This is a genomic window from Thalassotalea insulae (assembly GCF_030161395.1).
In the GTDB taxonomy this organism is placed as follows: Bacteria; Pseudomonadota; Gammaproteobacteria; order Enterobacterales; family Alteromonadaceae; genus Thalassotalea_E; species Thalassotalea_E insulae.
This window is the reverse complement of sequence record NZ_BSST01000001.1, coordinates 2,092,183-2,112,361: the sequence shown is the minus strand read 5'-3', so window position 1 is coordinate 2,112,361 and position 20,179 is coordinate 2,092,183. Positions and strand designations below refer to the sequence as shown.

The 20,179-nt window shown below is 39.6% G+C and carries 20 protein-coding genes; 12 read left to right on the top strand and 8 right to left on the bottom strand.

Annotation, left to right across the window (positions count from 1 at the left end):
* Positions 1-61: 61 nt before the first annotated feature.
* On the bottom strand, positions 62-493 hold the full coding sequence (locus QQK06_RS09655; protein ID WP_284244453.1) for a rhodanese-like domain-containing protein: 432 nt from the start codon (positions 491-493) through the stop codon (positions 62-64).
* A gap of 177 nt (positions 494-670) precedes the next feature.
* Here QQK06_RS09655 and QQK06_RS09650 point away from each other — a divergent pair, with 177 nt between their 5' ends.
* Both QQK06_RS09650 and QQK06_RS09645 read left to right on the top strand, forming a co-directional pair.
* A complete protein-coding gene (locus QQK06_RS09650) occupies positions 671-1,540 on the top strand; it encodes a LysR family transcriptional regulator (RefSeq protein WP_284244452.1) in 870 nt (289 codons plus the stop codon).
* 96 nt (positions 1,541-1,636) lie between these two features.
* Positions 1,637-2,443 carry a substrate-binding periplasmic protein gene (locus QQK06_RS09645; RefSeq protein ID WP_284244451.1) on the top strand — a complete coding sequence of 269 codons (807 nt, stop codon included), beginning with the start codon at positions 1,637-1,639 and terminating at the stop codon, positions 2,441-2,443.
* Between the two features lie 24 nt (positions 2,444-2,467).
* Here the strand turns inward: QQK06_RS09645 and QQK06_RS09640 are convergent, their stop codons facing one another.
* On the bottom strand, positions 2,468-3,478 hold the full coding sequence (locus QQK06_RS09640; protein ID WP_284244450.1) for a LacI family DNA-binding transcriptional regulator: 1,011 nt from the start codon (positions 3,476-3,478) through the stop codon (positions 2,468-2,470).
* Positions 3,479-3,629: 151 nt separating this feature from the next.
* Between QQK06_RS09640 and QQK06_RS09635 the strand changes: the two genes are divergently transcribed.
* From QQK06_RS09635 to QQK06_RS09615, 5 genes are all read left to right on the top strand, one after another.
* A complete protein-coding gene (locus tag QQK06_RS09635; protein WP_284244449.1) occupies positions 3,630-4,667 on the top strand; it encodes a UDP-glucose--hexose-1-phosphate uridylyltransferase in 1,038 nt (345 codons plus the stop codon).
* On the top strand, positions 4,667-5,842 hold the full coding sequence (gene galK / locus QQK06_RS09630; RefSeq protein ID WP_284244448.1) for a galactokinase: 1,176 nt from the start codon (positions 4,667-4,669) through the stop codon (positions 5,840-5,842). The genes QQK06_RS09635 and galK overlap by 1 nt, the downstream gene beginning before the upstream one ends.
* A gap of 3 nt (positions 5,843-5,845) precedes the next feature.
* Positions 5,846-7,408 carry a sodium/sugar symporter gene (locus QQK06_RS09625; protein ID WP_284244447.1) on the top strand — a complete coding sequence of 521 codons (1,563 nt, stop codon included), beginning with the start codon at positions 5,846-5,848 and terminating at the stop codon, positions 7,406-7,408.
* 149 nt (positions 7,409-7,557) lie between these two features.
* Entirely contained in the window at positions 7,558-8,061 is a 504-nt protein-coding gene (locus QQK06_RS09620; protein ID WP_284244446.1) for a hypothetical protein, read from the top strand.
* Positions 8,062-8,074: 13 nt separating this feature from the next.
* On the top strand, positions 8,075-8,599 hold the full coding sequence (locus QQK06_RS09615) for a GNAT family N-acetyltransferase (RefSeq protein ID WP_284244445.1): 525 nt from the start codon (positions 8,075-8,077) through the stop codon (positions 8,597-8,599).
* A gap of 51 nt (positions 8,600-8,650) precedes the next feature.
* On the opposite strand, the gene QQK06_RS09610 is transcribed toward QQK06_RS09615, so the two are convergent.
* Both QQK06_RS09610 and QQK06_RS09605 read right to left on the bottom strand, forming a co-directional pair.
* Positions 8,651-10,108 (bottom strand): Gfo/Idh/MocA family protein, encoded by a 1,458-nt coding sequence (locus QQK06_RS09610; protein WP_284244444.1) that lies wholly within the window; start codon positions 10,106-10,108, stop codon positions 8,651-8,653.
* Between the two features lie 167 nt (positions 10,109-10,275).
* Positions 10,276-10,443: a hypothetical protein gene (locus QQK06_RS09605; RefSeq protein ID WP_284244443.1), complete on the bottom strand. Its 168-nt coding sequence runs from the start codon at positions 10,441-10,443 to the stop codon at positions 10,276-10,278.
* Between the two features lie 108 nt (positions 10,444-10,551).
* Here QQK06_RS09605 and QQK06_RS09600 point away from each other — a divergent pair, with 108 nt between their 5' ends.
* The 4 genes from QQK06_RS09600 to QQK06_RS09585 all read left to right on the top strand — a co-directional run bounded on the left by QQK06_RS09600 (position 10,552) and on the right by QQK06_RS09585 (position 14,881).
* Positions 10,552-11,472, top strand: a complete 921-nt coding sequence (locus tag QQK06_RS09600) for a LysR substrate-binding domain-containing protein (RefSeq protein ID WP_284244442.1) — start codon at positions 10,552-10,554, stop codon at positions 11,470-11,472.
* Between the two features lie 66 nt (positions 11,473-11,538).
* On the top strand, positions 11,539-12,879 hold the full coding sequence (locus QQK06_RS09595; protein ID WP_284244441.1) for a sigma-54-dependent transcriptional regulator: 1,341 nt from the start codon (positions 11,539-11,541) through the stop codon (positions 12,877-12,879).
* The gene (locus QQK06_RS09590; protein WP_284244440.1) at positions 12,866-14,155 is read left to right on the top strand and encodes a sensor histidine kinase; all 1,290 of its coding nucleotides are present in this window, start codon (positions 12,866-12,868) and stop codon (positions 14,153-14,155) included. Before QQK06_RS09595 ends, QQK06_RS09590 begins: the two co-directional genes overlap by 14 nt.
* A gap of 252 nt (positions 14,156-14,407) precedes the next feature.
* Positions 14,408-14,881 carry a c-type cytochrome gene (locus QQK06_RS09585; protein WP_284244439.1) on the top strand — a complete coding sequence of 158 codons (474 nt, stop codon included), beginning with the start codon at positions 14,408-14,410 and terminating at the stop codon, positions 14,879-14,881.
* 102 nt (positions 14,882-14,983) lie between these two features.
* On the opposite strand, the gene QQK06_RS09580 is transcribed toward QQK06_RS09585, so the two are convergent.
* From QQK06_RS09580 to QQK06_RS09565, 4 genes are all read right to left on the bottom strand, one after another.
* Positions 14,984-16,606: a phosphoethanolamine transferase gene (locus QQK06_RS09580; RefSeq protein ID WP_284244438.1), complete on the bottom strand. Its 1,623-nt coding sequence runs from the start codon at positions 16,604-16,606 to the stop codon at positions 14,984-14,986.
* A 299-nt stretch (positions 16,607-16,905) separates the two neighbouring features.
* Positions 16,906-17,397, bottom strand: a complete 492-nt coding sequence (locus tag QQK06_RS09575; RefSeq protein WP_284244437.1) for a nuclear transport factor 2 family protein — start codon at positions 17,395-17,397, stop codon at positions 16,906-16,908.
* Positions 17,398-17,491: 94 nt separating this feature from the next.
* A complete protein-coding gene (locus tag QQK06_RS09570; RefSeq protein WP_284244436.1) occupies positions 17,492-17,971 on the bottom strand; it encodes a GNAT family N-acetyltransferase in 480 nt (159 codons plus the stop codon).
* Between the two features lie 17 nt (positions 17,972-17,988).
* Positions 17,989-18,681: a cytochrome b/b6 domain-containing protein gene (locus QQK06_RS09565; RefSeq protein ID WP_284246599.1), complete on the bottom strand. Its 693-nt coding sequence runs from the start codon at positions 18,679-18,681 to the stop codon at positions 17,989-17,991.
* 218 nt (positions 18,682-18,899) lie between these two features.
* On the opposite strand from QQK06_RS09565, the gene QQK06_RS09560 reads away from it, so the two are divergent.
* Positions 18,900-20,135 carry an HlyD family secretion protein gene (locus QQK06_RS09560; protein ID WP_284244435.1) on the top strand — a complete coding sequence of 412 codons (1,236 nt, stop codon included), beginning with the start codon at positions 18,900-18,902 and terminating at the stop codon, positions 20,133-20,135.
* Positions 20,136-20,179: the final 44 nt, after the last annotated feature.

Sequence of the window (20,179 nt, the reverse complement as noted above, 5' to 3'; positions counted from 1 at the left end):
GTTTTTTTGTATTTAACGCTTAACTGGCCAGACGAATCTGAAAGCTCATAATAATCACAGATTATTGCTGTGCTTCATTGACCCGGCGATTAACAGGATAACGTTCAAAATCTTCCCAGTAGTGGATACCGCCGATCATCTCCTTAACCGCAAAACCTAATGCCGAAATTTTCGCCGCCGCCTTGGTAGCACCATTACAACCTGGACCCCAACAGTAAACGATGAACAGGGTATCCTTGTCATACTGAGCAAAAGACTGTTGATTAATTTCTTTGTGCGGCATACTAAGTGCAGTAATCGCATGGCTTTTTTCATATGCCTCAGATGAGCGCACATCTAATAACAAATAATCTTTATTGCCTGCCTTAATGTCGGCATAAACATCGGAACAATCGGTTTCACAGGCCAGTTTATCGGTAAAAAATGCATGTGCATGATCACTTGCCGCCACCTGAGTGGCAAAAGCATTACTAACGATAGCTGTAGTTGACATAGTATATTCCTCTTAACAAAAGTGTGATGTGAAAAATCAATAGTGCTAAGATAAACCGTTAGCTCAGCGGGTAAAATTCACTTTTGCTGAACTCGCGATTCAGATTAACTGAATAGTCATTGCGACCTAAGCAAAGTAAATTAGCTTTGTCGATACTATGATTGAAGGAAGTGCCGCTTGGAATTTTATCATTTACGCTCATTTGTTGCCGTCGCCCAAACGGGAAATCTAACCCAGGCAGCAAAACGTTTATATAGTACACCGCCAGCGATCAGCGCTCACATCAAAGCCTTAGAACAAGAATTGTCTACCGCATTATTTGTGCGCTCAAGCAAAGGCATGGCATTAACTGACAAAGGCCGACTACTGCTAGAAAAAGCACAAGCTACATTAACCAGCGCTCAAGATTTAGTTAATACCGCCGCCAACAACCAGCACGACATCATAGGCCATTTTCGCTTGGCGATTAATTTGCCAGTAGAGCGAATTAAGTTGCCACAACTAATCAATAACTTAAAAGAAAACTGCCCCGGCATCAGTGTCGACATTCATCAACAGGCCACAGGGAAAACCTTGGTCGAGATTAGAGAACAGCAACTCGATGGAGGCTATATTTCCGGCGATGTCCCTGAAGATTGCTTAGGAATTAACGTTAAACAGCAGCAAATTACCACCATTGCCCCATTGCGTTATGATGCAAACAAATTACAGAGTCAATCAGCACTGAACCAACAACCGTGGATCACTATGGGCGATTATTGTCCGTTTGATATTTTCCTTAAAGAAAAACTAGGCGATGATGTTCCTTCAGCGCTCACCACCAGTGATAACAGCACACGTTTGGAACTGGTTAAAAACGGTGTTGGACTCAGTTTCTTAGAATATGAAGAAGCCATTGAGGCGGCAGATAAACAGCAAATCCAAATCATTCCAACCTTAGATTTTTCAACCCCTCTACATTTCATTGTTCTCAAACAACGCGCAACTGAACCTGTGATCAAGGCATTGCGACAAGAAATTCGTATCTTATGGGGCGTGGCTTTATAGTTGCATAAATAAACGTCAAGCTAATTGATTGGTAATTAAACAAAAGCTATGGTTTACTAAATAAAAATAAAAATAATAATTTAATAGCGACTCTCGATGTTGTTACGATTTTTGATCCATAAAGTCTGGCATATACACTCACTGACTGTTTGTCATCCCATTCGATACTTGTTATTTAGTACATTAATATGTTTTCAGTGTACAGGTCACAGTCAGACGATAAAAATTGCCGCTATCGACTGGTGCCCGCAAATTTGTCTAGATAAACAGCGACCCGGTTATGTCATCGAAATTGTCAATCAGGTGTTTAAAAACAGTCCTTATCAAATCACCATTGATTATTATCCCTGGTCACGAGCTATTAAGTATGTCACTGAAGGCAGTTATGACGCGTTATTATCGCCAGCTAAAAAAGAAGCGCCTGATTTAACTTACCCTGAGCAAGCGGTCGGACACCAAAAAATGTGCTTTTTTACTAAGGCGCAATCAAGCTGGCACTACCGAGGACCCAATTCATTAGATGATCAGTATGTTGGTGTTGCTGCTGATACATCGATTGAAGAACTAAATCAGTATATAAAAGAACATCCTCAACATTTTCAATTTCAGCCCTATCATGAACGTTATGTTAAGCAAAATGCCGGCAAGGTATTAAAAAATAGAATCGACAGTTTTATTTTTACCCTTAATACCACTAACTACACCTTGGCACAGCTCAATCTGACGGCAAAATTTAAGAATGCAGGCTGTGTTTCCGTCGCGCCAATTTATATCGCATTGACCCCGATAGCTGAAAAGCAAGATGCTATGCAAGCAATCGCTTCATTTTGGGATAAGCGTTACGCCGAGCTACAAAGCCAAGGCGTAATCAATAAAGTCATCACCAAATACCGGATTGAATAACCGCGCAACCACCTAGATAGATTGTTATAAGGATAAAGCAGAGGTCGATTCTCGCTTCACTAAACGTGGTAAATATTTAAAAGTTTCAGAAGATTGATGAATAGACACTTGCTCGCAATTCGCTAACGCCAGTTGCGCTGCTTTTTCTGCCATTTCTTCGATAGGATAATGTAAAGTTGTTAATTTAGGACGAGAGTAACGCGATAATAAGACATCATCAAAACCGATTACTGAAACATCTTGTGGTACACGAAAGCCGTTGTCCTCCAGTGCAGAGATCACACCAATTGCCATCGCGTCATTGTAAACAAACACCGCACTAAACGGTATGTGTTTAGAAAGCAACTTTTGTGTCGCTAATTCGCCCCCCTGCTGATTAGGTTCAGCATCAACAATTAATTCAGGAACCATTTGTTTATCTTGTCGCGCCAACTCGGCACTAAACCCCTGCAAACGTAATGACGGATCATCAATGGAATAATGGCTGGTTACGCAGGCCAATTGTGTATGCTGCAACGACAGTAAATGACGCGCTGCAATACCGCCACCTTCAAAATTATCTAACCATACACAGCGGTGCTGAATCGCTTCAATAAAACGATCAATTAATATTAGGCCAGGTGCCTGTTGTGCTAGTGAGATTAATTCTTCGTCAGCTAGTTTTTTACTATGAACGACAAAAGCATCACATTGTCGCTCTAGTAGCAGATTGATCGCCCGACGCTCTGAATCGGCACTAACCTGGCCAGTACTAAGTAATAATTGCATATTGTTTTGCCGGGCAATTTTTTCGACGCCATTAGCTAATGAAGCAAAAAATGGATCGGTTAAATCTGGGATCACCACACCAATAGTCGTATTTTTCTGAGTGACCAGTGCACGAGCATTAGCATTAGGTTTATATCCAATATCAGCCATTACTTTTAGCACTTTATTGCGAGTTTTCTCTCCTACTTTCGGCCCGTTATTAACCACCCGCGATACTGTGGCAATGGATACCTCGGCAATTTTTGCAACATCTTTTATCGTACTCATATGAAAACGTTTACTTGAAGTTAAAAAAGGAAAATATACAGCTAATAACTTTACCTTACTTGACCACTAATTTATATAAATTTCCATTTGCAATAAAAAATGTAAACGTTTACCCTAAATTAAATTTTTACGATATAACGATAGATTTAACATGACTTTTGATCCCAGTGAGCACCCACATCGACGTTTTAATCCTTTAACAGACGAGTGGGTTTTAGTCTCACCTCACCGAGCAAAACGTCCGTGGCAAGGGCAAGTTGAACCGTTAAACGAGCAGCAAAATGCAAGCTATGATGCCGAATGTTATTTATGTGCAGGTAATACCCGCATTAACGGCGAAGTAAATCCGCAGTATCAAAAAACTTATGTCTTTCGTAACGACTTTGCCGCGTTAAAAACTGATACCCCACTTAGTCACAATGATGATCCCTTGTTTAAAATGACTACTGAGCAAGGTGAAAGCCGGGTGATATGTTTTTCTCCGGATCACAGTAAAACTCTACCTGAACTCAGCATTAATGAGATCACCGAAGTGATTTCCACCTGGCAACAGCAAAGCCAGGAGCTTGGTAAGAAATATCTATGGGTACAAGTATTTGAAAATAAGGGCTCGATAATGGGTTGTTCCAACCCTCACCCTCATGGACAAATTTGGGCACAGCAACAATTACCAACATTAGTAAGTAAAAAACAACAAGCTCAACAAGCCTATTTACAAGCATATGGCAGCAACTTACTGCAAGACTACGTCGAACGAGAGTTAACTCAGCAACAACGTGTAGTGGTAAAAAATCAAGACTGGTTAGTGGTAGTGCCATACTGGGCTGCCTGGCCATTTGAAACGTTATTGCTGCCGCGTTTTTCTATTCAGCGAATAACAGAACTAAGCTCAGCTCAACGCACCAGTTTAGCAGATATTCTCCGTCAAATTACTATTCGCTATGACAATTTATTTAACAGTTCGTTTCCCTATTCAATGGGCTGGCACGGGGCTCCTTACGATAACAAGGAGCACCCAGAATGGACGTTACACGCGAGTTTTCTCCCGCCATTATTGCGATCAGCAACAGTGAAGAAATTTATGGTCGGTTATGAAATGATGGCAGAGTCACAACGGGACTTAACCGCAGAACAAGCGGCACAAAAATTAAGAGCTACAGCTGAAATTCATTATAAGGAACAGCAATAATGGACTTAGCATATTATGTAAAACACAAATTTATCGATTGCTTTGCGCAACAACCGGACATCATTACTCATGCTCCGGGGCGAGTAAACTTGATTGGTGACCATACAGATTACAACGACGGTTTTGTTTTGCCAGCAGCAATCAATTTCGCTACTTATATTGCAGCGCGACAGCGCAATGATAATAAAATTAGAGTGCTGGCGCTGGACTATCAGCAACCGCTAATGGAATTTGAACTTAACCATATTCAGTTTAATCACAAGAATATGTGGCTCAATTACGTCAGTGGCACCTTGCAAGCACTGATGGCGCAATTCCCGAATATTTCAGGTGCAGATATCGCCGTAACAGGCTCGGTACCGCAAGGAGCAGGCTTAAGTTCATCCGCCAGCTTTGAGATAGCGATATTAAAAGCGTTTGCTCAGCTGAATAACCTCCCCTTGACCGGTGTTCAGGCAGCACTCATCGGGCAAAAAGCAGAAAATGACTTTGTCGGCTGTAACTGCGGCATTATGGATCAACTGATTTCAGCATTAGGTAAAGAGAATCAAGCGATGCTACTCGATTGCCGTGATATGAGTATGCAGTACGCCACTATTCCAAAGGACATGGCATTGCTGATCATTAACTCCAACGTTAAACGCGGTTTAGTGGATAGCGAATATAACTTGCGTAGATCTCAATGCGAACAGGTTGCCCGTTATTTTAATCAACCAAGCTTACGTAGTGTCAGTTTAAATATGCTAAAACAGGCCGAAAATAAGCTTGACCCAATATTAATTCAGCGGGCTAAACATGTGATCACCGAAAATACCCGCACTGAAGCGGCAATGAAGGCCTTAGAGCAGCACGATATTAAGGCCCTAAGTTACCTAATGGCAGATTCACATCTATCATTAAAACAAGATTTTGCTATTACCACAGCAGAAATCGACTTTCTGGTTGAACTGATAGCAAAAGCACTGGGTACCCAAGGTGGCGTGCGTATGACAGGTGGCGGATTTGGCGGCTGTGTAATAGCGTTAACGCCAAAGAGCAAGGTTGAGGAAATAACTCAGCTGATTAACGATAATTACCAAAAAAGCACTGGTCTTAATGCAACAATTTACTTATGTGAAGCGAGCGATGGTGCGTTTAACAATACACTCCCTAATGATAACAACAATGGAGAATAACCAATGAAACTGGAAATGCTCGATAGCGGTGTTTTTATCGCTTATGTCATCGGCTTATTGATTTTAGCCCTGTGGATTTCAAAAGAAGATAAACAAGAAGGTAAAAATACCGAAGATTACTTCCTCGCCAGTAAAGCCCTGCCCTGGTGGGCGATTGGCGCTTCGTTAATTGCTTCGAATATCTCAGCAGAACAAATCATCGGCATGTCAGGTTCAGGTTATGCTATCGGCTTGGCAATCGCTTCTTATGAATGGATGGCTGCCATCACTCTGATCTTAGTCGGTAAATACATGTTGCCGATCTTTCTAAAAAATGAAATTTTCACCATGCCGCAGTATTTGGAACAACGTTTTGATAGTCGGGTGAAAACTACTTTAGCGCTGTTTTGGCTCGCTGTTTACATTTTCGTTAATTTAACTGCCGTATTATGGCTAGGCGGCTTAGCGATAGAGACCGTCGCCGGCGTTGACTGGATGTTTGGCATGGTATTTCTCGCGGTATTTTCGGTTGCCTACTCCCTTTATGGTGGCCTCAAAGCCGTTGCTTATACCGATATTTTGCAAGTGGTACTATTAGTCTTTGGCGGATTATTCTTAAGCTATTTAGCCTTAGATGCCGTTGCCGATGGTCAAGGTGTTGTCGCTGGTTTTAGCGTGCTCACTCAAGAACTGCCGGGGCACTTTGACATGATCTTATCACCTGAAAATGAACATTATATTAGTTTACCTGGTATATCAGTGCTAATCGGCGGTATGTGGATCATGAACTTTAGTTACTGGGGTTTTAACCAATATATTATTCAGCGGGCGCTGGCCGCCAAAAACATTAAAGAAGCACAAAAAGGCATCGCCTTTGCTGCCTATCTGAAATTGCTTATGCCAGTAATAGTCGTATTGCCCGGCATTGCTGCAGTGATATTATATCCACAATTAAGCGCAGCCGATCAGGCTTACCCTTCGATGATGGCATTAATGCCAGTCGGTATTAAAGGCCTAGTGTTTGCTGCCTTAGTGGCGGCAATAGTTTCCTCACTAGCCTCAATGACCAACAGTATTTCCACTATTTTCACTATGGATATTTACAGCAAGCTAAAGCCGGGAAAAACACAACGTCATTATGTTCACATTGGCCGTATCGCAGCATTAGTATCACTGGCAATCGCGCTAGTTGTCGCTGAGCCATTATTAGGTAAATTCGATCAGGCATTTCAATATATTCAGGAATTTACCGGCTTTTTCACTCCAGGGATAGTGGTTATTTTTGTGATGGGGATGTTCTGGTCAAAAACCAGTTCCGCAGGTGCCTTATCAGCCGCGTTAGGTTCCGCTGTTTTTTCATTAGCACTCAAAATCGTTTGGCCAGAATTACCCTTTATGGATCGTGTAGGTCTGGTATTTTTACTGTGTTTAGCTTTATGTATTTTAGTATCACTACAGCATAAGGGAGGTGACTCAAATTCCAGCGTATCGCTAAAAGAAATCAGTTTTGATACTGAGAAAAATTTTAATCTGTCAGCGTTTGGCGTGGTATTAATTTTAATCGCACTGTACAGTACCTGGTGGTAAAATCCTTCTTCTTTCAGGCCACATAATGTGGCCTGAAAATTATTGATTTAATAGTGCCTTTCCCAAACGAATACAAAATAAAATTGCCCCTGATTTTCTCTGGTGGTAACGTTAATATAAGTTATCAAATACGATAAAAAGAGAAAACAATGAAGTACTTATTTAATTTTTTCTTACTCATTTTTGCCACAACCGCTCACAACGCAAAAGCTCAACAAATAACAGTCGAAAGTGCGTTATTAGCCTGCAAAGATAAAACGCAAGTACATGAGAACTTTCCCTTTAATTATCGCTACGGTGTTGACTTAGTATTAAAAAATACCAGTGATCAAAACCTGACAATCGCTACGAATATTAATAGTGCTACCACCATGTTTAATAAGGAAAACATCTATCAGGTTTCACTAAACCATCAAATGGTTAAACATGGTGATAACGTTATAATTCCTCCCACAAGTACCCTCCAGCTTGTTGAGTTATATCCGGGCGAATTCACCTCGATTTCCTATCAATTTTCTCATAATGCACTGATAGAGCAGGCAAAATTAGAATTTATTGCAACTGAATCATTAGCTAACCGTTTTAACCTCTGGCAGGGCAGAGCACTTTCTCCAGCAGTAAAAACTCGTATAATGCACAAATGTAAAACTTAATCACCACTAATCGATGCAAATTAGACTAGTCACTATCAACGACGCTCGGGCATTATCTGATTTTTATCAAGCAAATCATGATCATTTAACTCGCTGGGAGCCTTTAAGACCTGACGATTATCATACTCTTACTGCCTGGCAACTAAGATTAGAGCAATGGCAGCGGGAACAAGAGCAACAACAAGCGGCTTATTTTATCGGCCTGTCTGAAAATAAACGCGATATTATTGCCACTTGCTCACTAACCAATATTATTAAAGGGCCATTTCAGGCAGGTAACCTAGGCTATGGAATAGCAAAAAAACACCAAGGAAAAGGATTAATGAAAAAATTATGTCAACAGACCATAGATTATGCTTTTAACGAGCTTAAGTTAAATCGAATTATGGCCAACTACCTACCTGACAATCATAGATCGGCAGGATTATTACAAAATTTAGGATTCGAAAAAGAAGGGTACGCGCAAAAATATCTGAAAATTAATGGTCAATGGCAAGACCATGTTTTAACTGCGCTGATCAATCCGAGTAACCATTAACTTATTTGAAACAAGCAAAGGCAGATAGTTTCTGCCCTTGCCTGCCATTCACTAAGCAACAATACCGAGTGGTTTGCCCGTTTTCCATGCTCCACGGGTAAAATCAGGAATGGTTTTACTGTTGCTTCTGTCTGCAACTGATGCCGCACTAAGGGGCGAAATAGCTGACCAAGCAGCCGCATCATAAACATCTTGATCTAGTGGCTGTCCGTGGCGCAAACAATAAACAATTCGCCACATCATGACAAAATCCATGCCGCCATGCCCTCCGTTACGCACCGCTTCTTCTCCCATGCGTTTCCATAATGGATGGTCATATTCCGCCCGCCATTTTTCCATATCATTATCCCAGCGATGGTAACTTGGCGGATACGGTTTTCTACCCTGAGACCCAGATTCTTGCCAGGCTTTTAACGCTTGCTGATACTCTTTTTCATAAAGTGCCTTGACCTTACTGGGTGCCTGCTCGATAGCAATACGATTTGGAAAACCGGCAAATGTACCATTGGTTCCTTGAATAAGGTTATGACGACTGTAAGGCCTTGGGCTGGTCGTATCGTGCTGCACAACAATAGTTCGCCCTTTCACCGTTTTAATAGTACTAGTGTTGATATCTCCAGTAACAAATTTCATCTGATTGCGCTGATGATCTGCCGGAAACTCTCTTCGCGCGTAAGCCGCGCGCCCCAAGGCAGGAGAACTCATCGAGGTCAAATAGTCAAATCTGTCGCCACGGTTAATATTCATATACTGCGCAATAGGCCCTAAACCGTGCGTAGGATACAAATTACCATTACGCTTAGTATGCCACTCAGTCCGCCAAGATCCTGTACTATGTTCAATCTCTTTCATTTGCCAGCGTAGCTCATGAATATAAGCCGCTTCACCATGTAACAATTCGCCAAACAGTCCTTGACGCACCATATTAAGCACCATCAATTCATCTCTGCCGTAGTTGACATTTTCCATCATCATACAGTGCTTTTGCGTACGCTCTGCGGTATCAACTAATTGCCAGCATTCTTCAATACTGGTGGCTACCGGTACTTCGACAAAAGCGTGCTTACCACTTTCCATGGTATCGATCGCCATCGGAGTATGCCAGCGCCATGGAGTAGAAATAATAACAATATCAATATCTTGCCTAGACAGCATATCTTTATATGCTAAGTCGCTGCCAGTATAACGAGTAGGCTTTTGCATTCCTTGTTTAACGACGTAATCAATAGATTGATCAAGCATCTCTTCATAAGTATCGCAAATAGCCTTAATTTCTACCCCTTCAAGATGACAATAATGTTTAACATGCCCTGAGCCGCGTTGACCAACCCCAATAAAGCCAACCCGTACGGTATCCATTTGAGGCGCAGTTAGCCCCATGACGGATTTTCCTTGTGCGTCAGGAGTGTGATTTTCTAACGAAGCTAAATTACTGCAGCCTGCAGCTACGCCAGCCGCAGTGACTGCAACCGCTGATTTAATAAACTTACGACGATCTAAAGTAGACATAGCATTCCCTGTAAAAAAGAGCACGTAGAAAGCCCTTTCATTTTTTATTGTTGTTACTCTCCTTTTTATCATTTACAGACTTAGCGTGGCAAGATACAACTTAGCAATACTTCACTCCATCCACCGACTTTTGTTGCTTATATCTCGAACACGAAAAGATCTATAACCTACTTGTAATTAACTAAATGACATAACACTAGCTTATTTCCTATTAATGTTAACCACTTTGACACTAGCGTGCCATTAAACAATTTTATTTTCGACTGCTCTACTTTACCGTCATCAATTAATATGTTGTTTTTAGCTAAATTTCTGCACTCTTGATAAGTATTCATTACTGTATCTCCTATTCGATTTGATGATATTCTGTGCAATATCTTTTGCTTTAGCCAACGATAAGAATTAACATTAAACATAAGTAAAACTTATATTACTGTCATGTTATGGATAAAAGGCTGAAATACCTGAATGCGTTACATAGTTTTGAATGCGCCGCTCGCCATCAGAGTTATAGTAACGCGGCAGAAGAATTATATGTTTCCCAAGCGGCCATTAGCCAACAAATGCGCCAGTTGGAACAGGCGTTGGAGATAAAACTTTTTACGCGTCGAGGACGTAATATGCTGTTAACCCAAAGTGGTGAAAAGCTTTATCACGCGTGTCGAATAGGCTTTAGCGAAATAATTCAAGGACTTAATGGTATTCAATGTCAGGGCATTGCCGGCGATCTGACGATAACCTCAACCCAGGCGTTTTGCTCGTTATGGTTAATGCCAAGATTACACAAGTTCTCTCTATTGCACCCTGAGATTAATATTAAAATACTAGGCTCCAATCAAATTGAAGATTTGGAAAAAAAACATATCGACTTAGCTATCCGCTTCAGTGTATCACAGCTTGATAATGATAATGATCAACTTGTTGTTGAAAACTTCGGCTCTGATTATGCGTACCCAGTGATCGCCCCACAATTAATGGAAAGCTGCCAAATCAAACAACCACAAGATCTACTGAAATGCCGGCTGGTTAGCCTTGCCAATGAAAATGTCGCCACCTGGCAATCTTGGTTTAAACATGTTGGTGTTACTGGATTTTGTGAACACACTTTAAAAACCGAGGTGACCTCAAGTGATATGGCATTAAGCGCGGTAGTCGCTGGTCATGGCGTTGCATTAGCAGCATCCACTATGGCTGCACCTTATCTTCAAAGTAAACAGCTAATTATTCCTTTTAAAATTAAGCATCCTGCAACATGGCAACGTTATTTAGCCTATCCGGCAAACTCCGCTAAAAAGGCGAGAATAGAAGTGTTTTGTCAATGGCTGAAAAATGAGATGATACAATCAGTAAGTTCACCGTCTTAAGGCCCGATACTTGCTAGTATTTAGCAAAGAACAACGCGGAAACAATATCGTTTGGCAACCAATCATATGACCAATATATTAGTAATAGATGATCGTTCAGATATAAGATTAAGCTTAGTCTTACTATTGGAAGATCATGGCTATCAAGTAATCGAAGCTGACAACCCACAAACTGCCCAGCAACAGTTAAAGCAACACACAATATCGCTTATCTTACTTGATATGAACTTCAGCTTGGATACCACTTCTGGCGAAGAAGGTTTGCAGTTTTTAAATTGGCTTCAGTCAGCCAAACTGAATACCCCAGTGATCGCAATGACCGCCTGGAGCAATACCGACCTCGTGGTACAAGCAATGAAATTAGGTGCAAAGGATTTTATTGAAAAGCCATGGAAGAACAAACAACTGATACACATTATCAGTCAACAACTGTCGTTAACTTCGTTGCAACAGGAAAACGCTAAATTCAAACAACAACTGACAGAACAAGCCATTCAACATTATCAATGGCAATCTGCCTGTATGGCGGAATTACTCGATACTCTCAAAAAAGTCGCAGCAACAGATGCAAATATTTTACTCACTGGTGCCAACGGCACTGGTAAAAGTGAATTAGCACGCTTTGTTCACCAACATTCAAACCGGCAACATCACCCTTTAATTTCAGTCAATATGGGATCGATACCAGAAAACTTGTTTGAAAGCGAAATGTTCGGTCATGTTAAAGGTGCATTTACTGACGCAAAAGCGAATCGTATCGGACGCTTTGAATTAGCGGAAAATGGCAGCTTATTTCTTGATGAAATAGCCAATATTCCATTGACTCAACAGGCTAAATTACTACGCGTCTTAGAATCTGGTGAATATGAAGTTCTCGGCTCAAGTAAAACCCAACGTGCGAATTGCCGGGTCATCAGCGCGACAAACGGAAAATTTTCCGAGCTAATTGCTAACGATGTCTTTCGGGAAGATTTATATTACCGATTAAACACGATAGAGCTGACGGTACCATCGCTGCAAGAACGATCATTAGATATCATACCGTTAGCCAAATTTTTCATTACCCAGTTTTCGCAAAAATACCATAGTAATTATTGTGAACTGACCCAAGGTGCGCAACAAGCATTACTTGAGTATCACTGGCCCGGTAATATTCGTGAATTAAGTCATTTAATTGAGCGGGCAGTGTTATTAAATAGCAATGCACTAATAGACGTTGAAGATTTACGTCTAAAAGCGGCAGCGCCTAAACAGCAACTGCCGATTATGACATTGCGCGATGCTGAAATTCAGTTGATCAAAAAGGCATTACTACAAACTGACAACCATATTCCTCAAGCGGCTAAGCTACTTGGGCTAACGAAATCTTCCATGTATCGTAGAATTGAAAAATATGAATTGGCTTAAACCTCGCTCTTTAGAGCAACTACTGACGATAAAATTACTTATTTTATCCTTACCGGGTGCAGTATTTCTTGCATTGCTAGAGTATCAGGCTGATCTTCACTGGCAGTGGATTATTGTTTCTGAATTTGCACTGTTAATTTTTATAATTTGGTCAGTGCTTACCATTAAATATCAAGTGATGCGCCCCTTTGTTCGCGCTGGCCTTCATCTCGATGCTGTCAAGCAAGAAGACTATCATCAATTCGCAAAAACTAGCTTTGACCAAGGAAAGGTTAAGGACTTTCATCTGCAACTCAATGAACTCAGTCATCACCTACAACAGCAAAAATCTCGCTACGACCAACATGTATTTCTTGTTTATCAATTGATTGGTCAGCTAGCTACCCCTGTGATGGTGTTTAATCAAAAACAACAACTAACTTTCGCTAATAATGCCTTTAGCCATTTATACAAGCAACCATGGCAAGTATTCCGCTTTGCCAAGACTAAGCAGCTAGGAATTGAATTTGATGGTCATCAGTGGCAATGGCAAAACGATAGCCAGCATAAATGGCAAATCAAACACAGTGAGTTTATTAACAATGGTGAATCACATCAGCTATTAGTTTTCATTGATATTGAATCAGCGTTACGTGCCAATCAATTAGAAGCCTGGCAGCAGATCATTCGAGTGCTCGGCCATGAGATTCGCAATTCACTTACCCCAGTTTCATCAATGGCAGAAAGCTTAGCAGATAAGTGCCTGATTGAAAAAGATAAAAGAGCACTAGATGTTATCTCTGAGCGTTGTTTTCATCTTCAACAATTTGTTGACCGTTATACTACAATTTCGAGACAATTATCTATTACAAGACAAAAAATTTCCGTCGATGAATTGGTGTATTCAATAACTAAACTATTTGAAGACTTCACAATTGAGCTTGAACAATCTGTTGATACTATTTGGGCCGACTTGAGCTTAATTGAACAAGTATTAATAAATTTGATCAAAAATGCTCAGGAAGCAAATGCAACAAATGTCCAACTTTCATTCTCTGAGCATGAGCAACATTTTATTATAGAAGTCGTCGACGATGGTCATGGATTTGCCAATCTAGATAATTTATTTGTGCCACTTTATTCGACCAAAGTTGACGGTCAAGGCATTGGGTTAAGCTTTTGTAAAAATATCATTGAGCAGCACCAAGGAGTCATTGAGCTTCATAATAATGCTAAACAAAAAGGTGTGACTGTGATCATTATTTTGCCGATTAATAATCGTATAAATAATGCCTAAGTGCACTGGTTCGAAAATGGGAATTTATAGTCCGATTTCGGACTGGCGAGAATAAATATATTTAATTATTTGTTTTTATTTACTATTTAAAATAAATGAATAAATAAGCTTGTATAATATTTATACAGTAATTACCAAAATTTACAATAAATTTACCCAGTTTTTAATTAAGAAAGCATGAAATAACTGCTAGACTAATGCCCTGTTATAGATGGCTAATAAAAATAATTTAACCCAAGAAAAGGAACTAGAATGAAAAAAATTTTACTCGGCAGCGCACTTATTAGTAGCTGCTTGATGGTAGCGGTAACTGCAAATGCACAACAAGCTCAATCGGAAAAACATGCCAATCGAGCGACCGAATTACGTCAATCTTTATTCAGTTTGTTAGGAAGTAATATGGCACCTTTAGGTGCTATGGCCAAAGGAAAAATGCCAATTGATAAAGCAGCCATAGAGAAGCATGCCACACGTATTAATCAATTATCGTTAATGATTAACGACTACACTAAAACTGATACTTCCAAGTTTAAAGTAGATACTGAAGCATTAGAAGAGGTTTGGTCTAAACGCGCAGCCTTCGAAAAACGTACTGATGACTTAACCAGTGCCTCGGCTAACTTAATAAAAGTGGTTAGCACAGGTAAAGAAGGTGAAATCAAAAAAGCTATCGGTGGAATAGGCAAAACCTGTGGCGGATGCCATGATGATTTTAAAGCAGACTAAACAAAATCAAAGTATTTGATCGATCTCAGAGCCGTTAATCATTAACGGCTTTTTAATTGCTTTTTATCTACAACCCTGTGCTAAAGTAAGCTAGATTACCAGCTATAAAATATCATTTTCTGCTAAGCAATTTTGCTCTTTAAGCGACTTTAATGAATAAGACTTATATCCGGCTAAACCAAATGCATCCGTACCATTTAGATAGTAAATATCATCTTGTTGGTTTGGATTGTTAATCGTAAAACCCATTACCTTCGCAATTTGTCTACTGATCATATAGTGATTAGTTAAGCAACCTAACTCATTATTAATCGCACTTATAGTGTCACTGGTTACATTGGCACCATAGAAGAAAAACGGTACTTTTGCGGCATCTATATCAACTATATTGTGGCCAAATCGTCCACTTTCCCCCATTAATTCACCATGATCTGAGGTAAAGAAGACATACGTTGGCTTTGACTGCTTTTTAGCATAATCAATAATATCTTTTATTACCTTTTGGGTAAAAAGCACCGAGTTATCGTAACTATTCATCATATAATCACGGTATGCTTGACCTTCGACCGGATAAATTGCCTTACTTTTAGGGTAGTTCTCAATATAAGGAGTATGAGCACTACGCATGTGCAAAGTGATAAATTGAGGCTGTTCGCTTTTTAAATCAATACCTTTTAACTCGTCGACTAGACGATCATCATATTGGCTTTGATAATTTAATAAATGCTTATTTTCCTTCCAAATGTCGATATCACTAGGAGAAAGGGCATACGTTAATCCACCTGCATTTTTTTGAGTACTAATATAAAATGTGCGATAGTCGGCAATTTTAGCTAAGCGAAACAGAGAAGTATTCATTTTACTTATCTGACTTACGTTATCAGGCTCATATATCGTATTGAAAAATAATGATAATGAAACCCTTGTTGAAACGGCACTGGCTATTGAAGGCTTAAATATAAAATTTGGATCTTTCAGTAACTTTTCGATATCTGGTGTCGTGTTTCTTTGATAACCAAACATCCCCATATTTAAATAGCTGAGGCTCTCTCCCATTATTACTATAATATTGGGTCTATCTACATTGTATATTTTAGTTATTTGATATGGAGCATAATGCTGTAATTCGGGCTCTATTCCACTTATTGCTTTTACTTGTCTCGCTAAAAAATAAGAAAAACTATAAAAGCCATTTTTAACCGATGACTGAGCAATATTAGGTTGAAATTTCTGAGATGAATCCGATGTCAAGGCTTGCAAAAAAGGCGCAAAGCAAATGATTAACAGAATATAAGGCATACTTTTTACAGTAAAATTTTTATTTCGTAACTGATTTAAAACCAGTATTGCGATAATAAAAAAAGCAAACGATAAGCTCGCGGGCACTATCAAAAATTCAATAACGTCCCAAAACCCCGTTATTGCGTCTGATGATTCAGACATCAGTAGAACTAAATCAAAGCCACTATAAAATCCACCATAATAATGGAAATACATGAGCTGTGTTACTTGCCAGATAAAAAGAAAAAATAACACAATATATGTCAGAACATAGGCTCTGCTCAACGCCATAAGAAGTGCTAATAACAATGAAATAACGCAACTTTTACCATTGAGCCCCGCAATATAATGAGGGTTTATCCATTGGTAGAGCATATCTGGCAATAATAAAAATAATGAAATAACTAACAGAAGGGAAAGGCTAGACTTAAGCGTTGAGCTCATAAATAAAACCAAGTTTGATGTAAATGGGCGACCTTTAGAGCCGGGATTATACACAATAATATACGGTATGAAATTAAACAATTAATTAGCTAACTCGCTTTATCATGCATTAGCTATCGCCGAAATTATTAATCTCAAACAGTAATTGATAGGGTATTATTTTTGACGACCAACGATATCACTGATAAAAACCACACGGCACTAATCACATGCTATCGAGCATTAAAGAAATAATAAATAGTCATCCAATTCATATTCTTAACAAAGTGCGAGCCTGGTAGGGAGAGAGTTACAATTGGTTAAAACATCGTATTATTATTTTTAGATTTATCAGGGACCGATTGGACAACATTCCAGTGTTCAGCAAATTTTCCGTCTTCCATGCGAAAGATGTTCACAACTGCACGACCGAGATCGCTCGGTGTGCGCTTTACGTGCTGATGAATCCAAACCAAATCCCCTTGAGTAGCAGTTCGTTTGATCGAAGTTGTTATTTCCCGATGATTATTAAACCGATTTTCAAACAATTTTAAAACTTCTTCTCTGCCATCCTTCACATGTGGAGAGTGTTGAATATAATCAGCCGCAAAGCACTCATTTCGCAATATATTGATACGTTGAGATGGTTCAAGATCAGGGCGGTTTTCCAGGATATCCATACAATACAGCGCTTTTTTCAGGTTTGCTTGCGCCGGCGTGCTAGTTTCTTCGCTTGCCTGTGACGCCATAGTTGCTGATAGTGCTAATAAAGCAATAAATCTGTACTTGAAAGGCTTATTTTGGACAGCCATGTTCGCTCCTTCTTTGTAAAGCTTTATCACAATTACCAAACCAGTCTATGAAATATATTCTTCAATTTTTAAATAGCTTATCGAACTTTATTTATCAAGCATTAGCTGTCGCCGGGAGCATTAATCTCATCGAATAATTAGTTAATAAGGTATTATTTCTAACCACGCTATTTTCTTGTTCGACAACAAAGCCAAGTTTTTCAAATACTGGTTTTGCAATGATTGATGCTTCGACATATAGCTCGGTTAACCCTAGGCTCTGTGCTTTAGAGAGCAAATACTTTATTAATGTACTAGCAACTCCTCGCCCCTGAAACTTAGGTAAAACGTAGGTACAATCAATATGACCATCAGGATCTAATTCAATAAAGCCGGCAACCTGATTATCAATCAAGGCAACCAAGGGCTGTTTAATCGCTAAACGTTGCTGCCATTTTTGATAATCTATTGGAGCAGGTGCCCATGCCTGCTTTTGCTGTTCAGAGTATACCGAAGCATCTATCGCATGAACTGCCTGATAAAACAGTTCTGCAATCGCTTTGGCATAAGCACTAGAGTAGTTGGTTATTTTCATATTCAGGTAAAAACCACTTAATAGTAATATTCTTCAATGACTGGTGCATTGAGTACTACCAGCCAGTAAACAAAGGCGGCAACCGCTATCGCAACAACGGCAGCTTTGACAATTTTTGAGCTTTCGATTGCAGCATCTTCACTGATAACATGTGCCGCTTTTTTCCCATTGACCATAGGTTTAATCAGGTTTTGCTTCTTCACCAGTAAGTAATAAAACACAGCAAAAACATGTACAGATGACATCAACAAAATAGCGTTAAAACCATTACTATGAATAAATTTTAATAACCGTTCGAGCTCACTACTTAAAACACCACTATAAGGGCCAGAAGAAAAAACTTCATCATTAATAAATAAGCCCGTAGAAGCTTGTACCAATACTAGCAATAACATTAACAGCACCATCAGGCTACCTGCAGGATTATGCCCGGCATATTGAGTTGTTTTGTCACTAAGACTACCTCGAATATAAATAATCACCTGATAGAAATTGGGGACAAAATTTTTGAACCTGGCATGAGTAGTACCAACAAACCCCCAGATGATACGAAATAGCACAAAACCTAACGCCAGATAACCAAGCTTCATATGCACTTCAATTAATCCACGATCTTGTTCTGAGGTATACCAAAGCGCCAGCAACAGTATGACAAACCCCCAATGAAAAATACGAATTGGTAGATCCCATACCAGATATTGCTTAATCATCACTACAGTTCCAAGCTAAATTGAATTCTGGCTACGGATTATAAAGGATGTTTACCTAAGCTAAAACCGGAAATAGCAGTTCGATACCGGACTAAACTTAGTACCACTGACAGCAGTAACCACCTAACGCACTGATTAATATGGATTAAATCTTTGGCATATTATTCGCATTTATATAAACACTAGACAGCGAAGACGAGCGTTATCAGCAGCCTTGTATGGATATCATTAAAAAAAAATCATCAAAATCGCGTACTAAATTATATATTAGCGCAACCATAGCTATCACTGCATTAGTGAGTGCTATGGTGCTAAACAACAATAATGTCAGTTTAGCAAAAAACACCTTACTTATTGCTAAGGTCAAACAAGGTGATTTAGCTATTAGTGTCGAAGGATATGGCAAGCTGGTTTCAGAAAAACTTAAACTGATCACCGCAGCCACTCAGGCTACTGTGAGTGAAGTATTATTAAAACCAGGCGCTCAAGTAAGTGAAAAAAGTATTATTGCAGTACTTGAGAATCCTTATTTAACTCAGCAGCTTACTAATGAGCAACAGGAGCTAGCTCAGCTCCAAGCGAATTTTCGCCAGCTTAAAGTCAATCAGCAACGAGAAAAATTAACAGAACAGGCGATGCTGACCGAAGTCAAATCGGCTTATCAATCAGCCCGACTCAAACGACAAGCACAGCAACAACTGGTAGATCAGGGTATAATTTCACAAATTACCTTTCAGCAAAGCCAATTAGACGAAAATCAGTTAGATGCCCGAGTTAAAATACTAGCTAACCGCTTGCAAAAACTCAGTCTGGTACATCTCGAAGCGCTCAATATTCAGCAACAACGAATAGAGCAACAATTAGGCAAGCTCACCAGCATAGAGCAACAAATTGAGCAACTAACAGTCAAAGCAAATTTTGAAGGTGTGATACAACATATGGCAATCAAACTTGGACAGAGTTTACAAGCCGGACAGGAAATCGCCGTTATTGGCAGTACCAAACGTTTAATTGCTGAAATCGTTATTCCACAAAACCAGGCTTCACTAGTACAACTAACACAGCAGGTCACTATAGACACCCGCCAAACAACCATTACTGGCGAAGTAAGCAGAATAGACCCAATAGTAGAAAACAATATGGTTAAAGTAGACATTAAGCTCAACGAACAATTACCCAGCAACGCCAGGCCTGAACAAAGTGTCGACGCTAACATTATTACCAAGGTACTAAAAAACGTCAGCTACATTGAAAAACCAATCAATGTTATGACAAATAGCCAGCATACTCTCTATCGCCTAAACAGCACACAAGCCATGGCAAAGCGCACAAAAATTTCTTTTGGTGAAACTGCAGGACGTTATATCCAAATAAATTCAGCAATTAAGCCAGGTGAGCACTTTATTCTCTCAGATCTATCGAATTATCAGAGCGAAACAATACACTTGCACTAATTGGCATATTCTATAAATTAATTTAATTAACAAATATAAAAGGC

Coding starts and splice junctions, on each gene's coding strand:
- QQK06_RS09620 (WP_284244446.1), top strand. CDS start 7,558: ATGAAGTACTTATTTAATTTTTTCTTACTCATTTTTGCCACAACCGCT.
- QQK06_RS09590 (WP_284244440.1), top strand. CDS start 12,866: ATGAATTGGCTTAAACCTCGCTCTTTAGAGCAACTACTGACGATAAAA.
- QQK06_RS09585 (WP_284244439.1), top strand. CDS start 14,408: ATGAAAAAAATTTTACTCGGCAGCGCACTTATTAGTAGCTGCTTGATG.
- QQK06_RS09615 (WP_284244445.1), top strand. CDS start 8,075: ATGCAAATTAGACTAGTCACTATCAACGACGCTCGGGCATTATCTGAT.
- QQK06_RS09640 (WP_284244450.1), bottom strand. CDS start 3,478: ATGAGTACGATAAAAGATGTTGCAAAAATTGCCGAGGTATCCATTGCC.
- QQK06_RS09580 (WP_284244438.1), bottom strand. CDS start 16,606: ATGAGCTCAACGCTTAAGTCTAGCCTTTCCCTTCTGTTAGTTATTTCA.
- QQK06_RS09625 (WP_284244447.1), top strand. CDS start 5,846: ATGAAACTGGAAATGCTCGATAGCGGTGTTTTTATCGCTTATGTCATC.
- QQK06_RS09605 (WP_284244443.1), bottom strand. CDS start 10,443: ATGAATACTTATCAAGAGTGCAGAAATTTAGCTAAAAACAACATATTA.
- QQK06_RS09655 (WP_284244453.1), bottom strand. CDS start 493: ATGTCAACTACAGCTATCGTTAGTAATGCTTTTGCCACTCAGGTGGCG.
- QQK06_RS09560 (WP_284244435.1), top strand. CDS start 18,900: ATGGATATCATTAAAAAAAAATCATCAAAATCGCGTACTAAATTATAT.
- QQK06_RS09600 (WP_284244442.1), top strand. CDS start 10,552: ATGGATAAAAGGCTGAAATACCTGAATGCGTTACATAGTTTTGAATGC.
- galK (WP_284244448.1), top strand. CDS start 4,667: ATGGACTTAGCATATTATGTAAAACACAAATTTATCGATTGCTTTGCG.
- QQK06_RS09610 (WP_284244444.1), bottom strand. CDS start 10,108: ATGTCTACTTTAGATCGTCGTAAGTTTATTAAATCAGCGGTTGCAGTC.
- QQK06_RS09635 (WP_284244449.1), top strand. CDS start 3,630: ATGACTTTTGATCCCAGTGAGCACCCACATCGACGTTTTAATCCTTTA.
- QQK06_RS09570 (WP_284244436.1), bottom strand. CDS start 17,971: ATGAAAATAACCAACTACTCTAGTGCTTATGCCAAAGCGATTGCAGAA.
- QQK06_RS09565 (WP_284246599.1), bottom strand. CDS start 18,681: ATGATTAAGCAATATCTGGTATGGGATCTACCAATTCGTATTTTTCAT.
- QQK06_RS09575 (WP_284244437.1), bottom strand. CDS start 17,397: ATGGCTGTCCAAAATAAGCCTTTCAAGTACAGATTTATTGCTTTATTA.
- QQK06_RS09595 (WP_284244441.1), top strand. CDS start 11,539: ATGACCAATATATTAGTAATAGATGATCGTTCAGATATAAGATTAAGC.
- QQK06_RS09645 (WP_284244451.1), top strand. CDS start 1,637: ATGTTGTTACGATTTTTGATCCATAAAGTCTGGCATATACACTCACTG.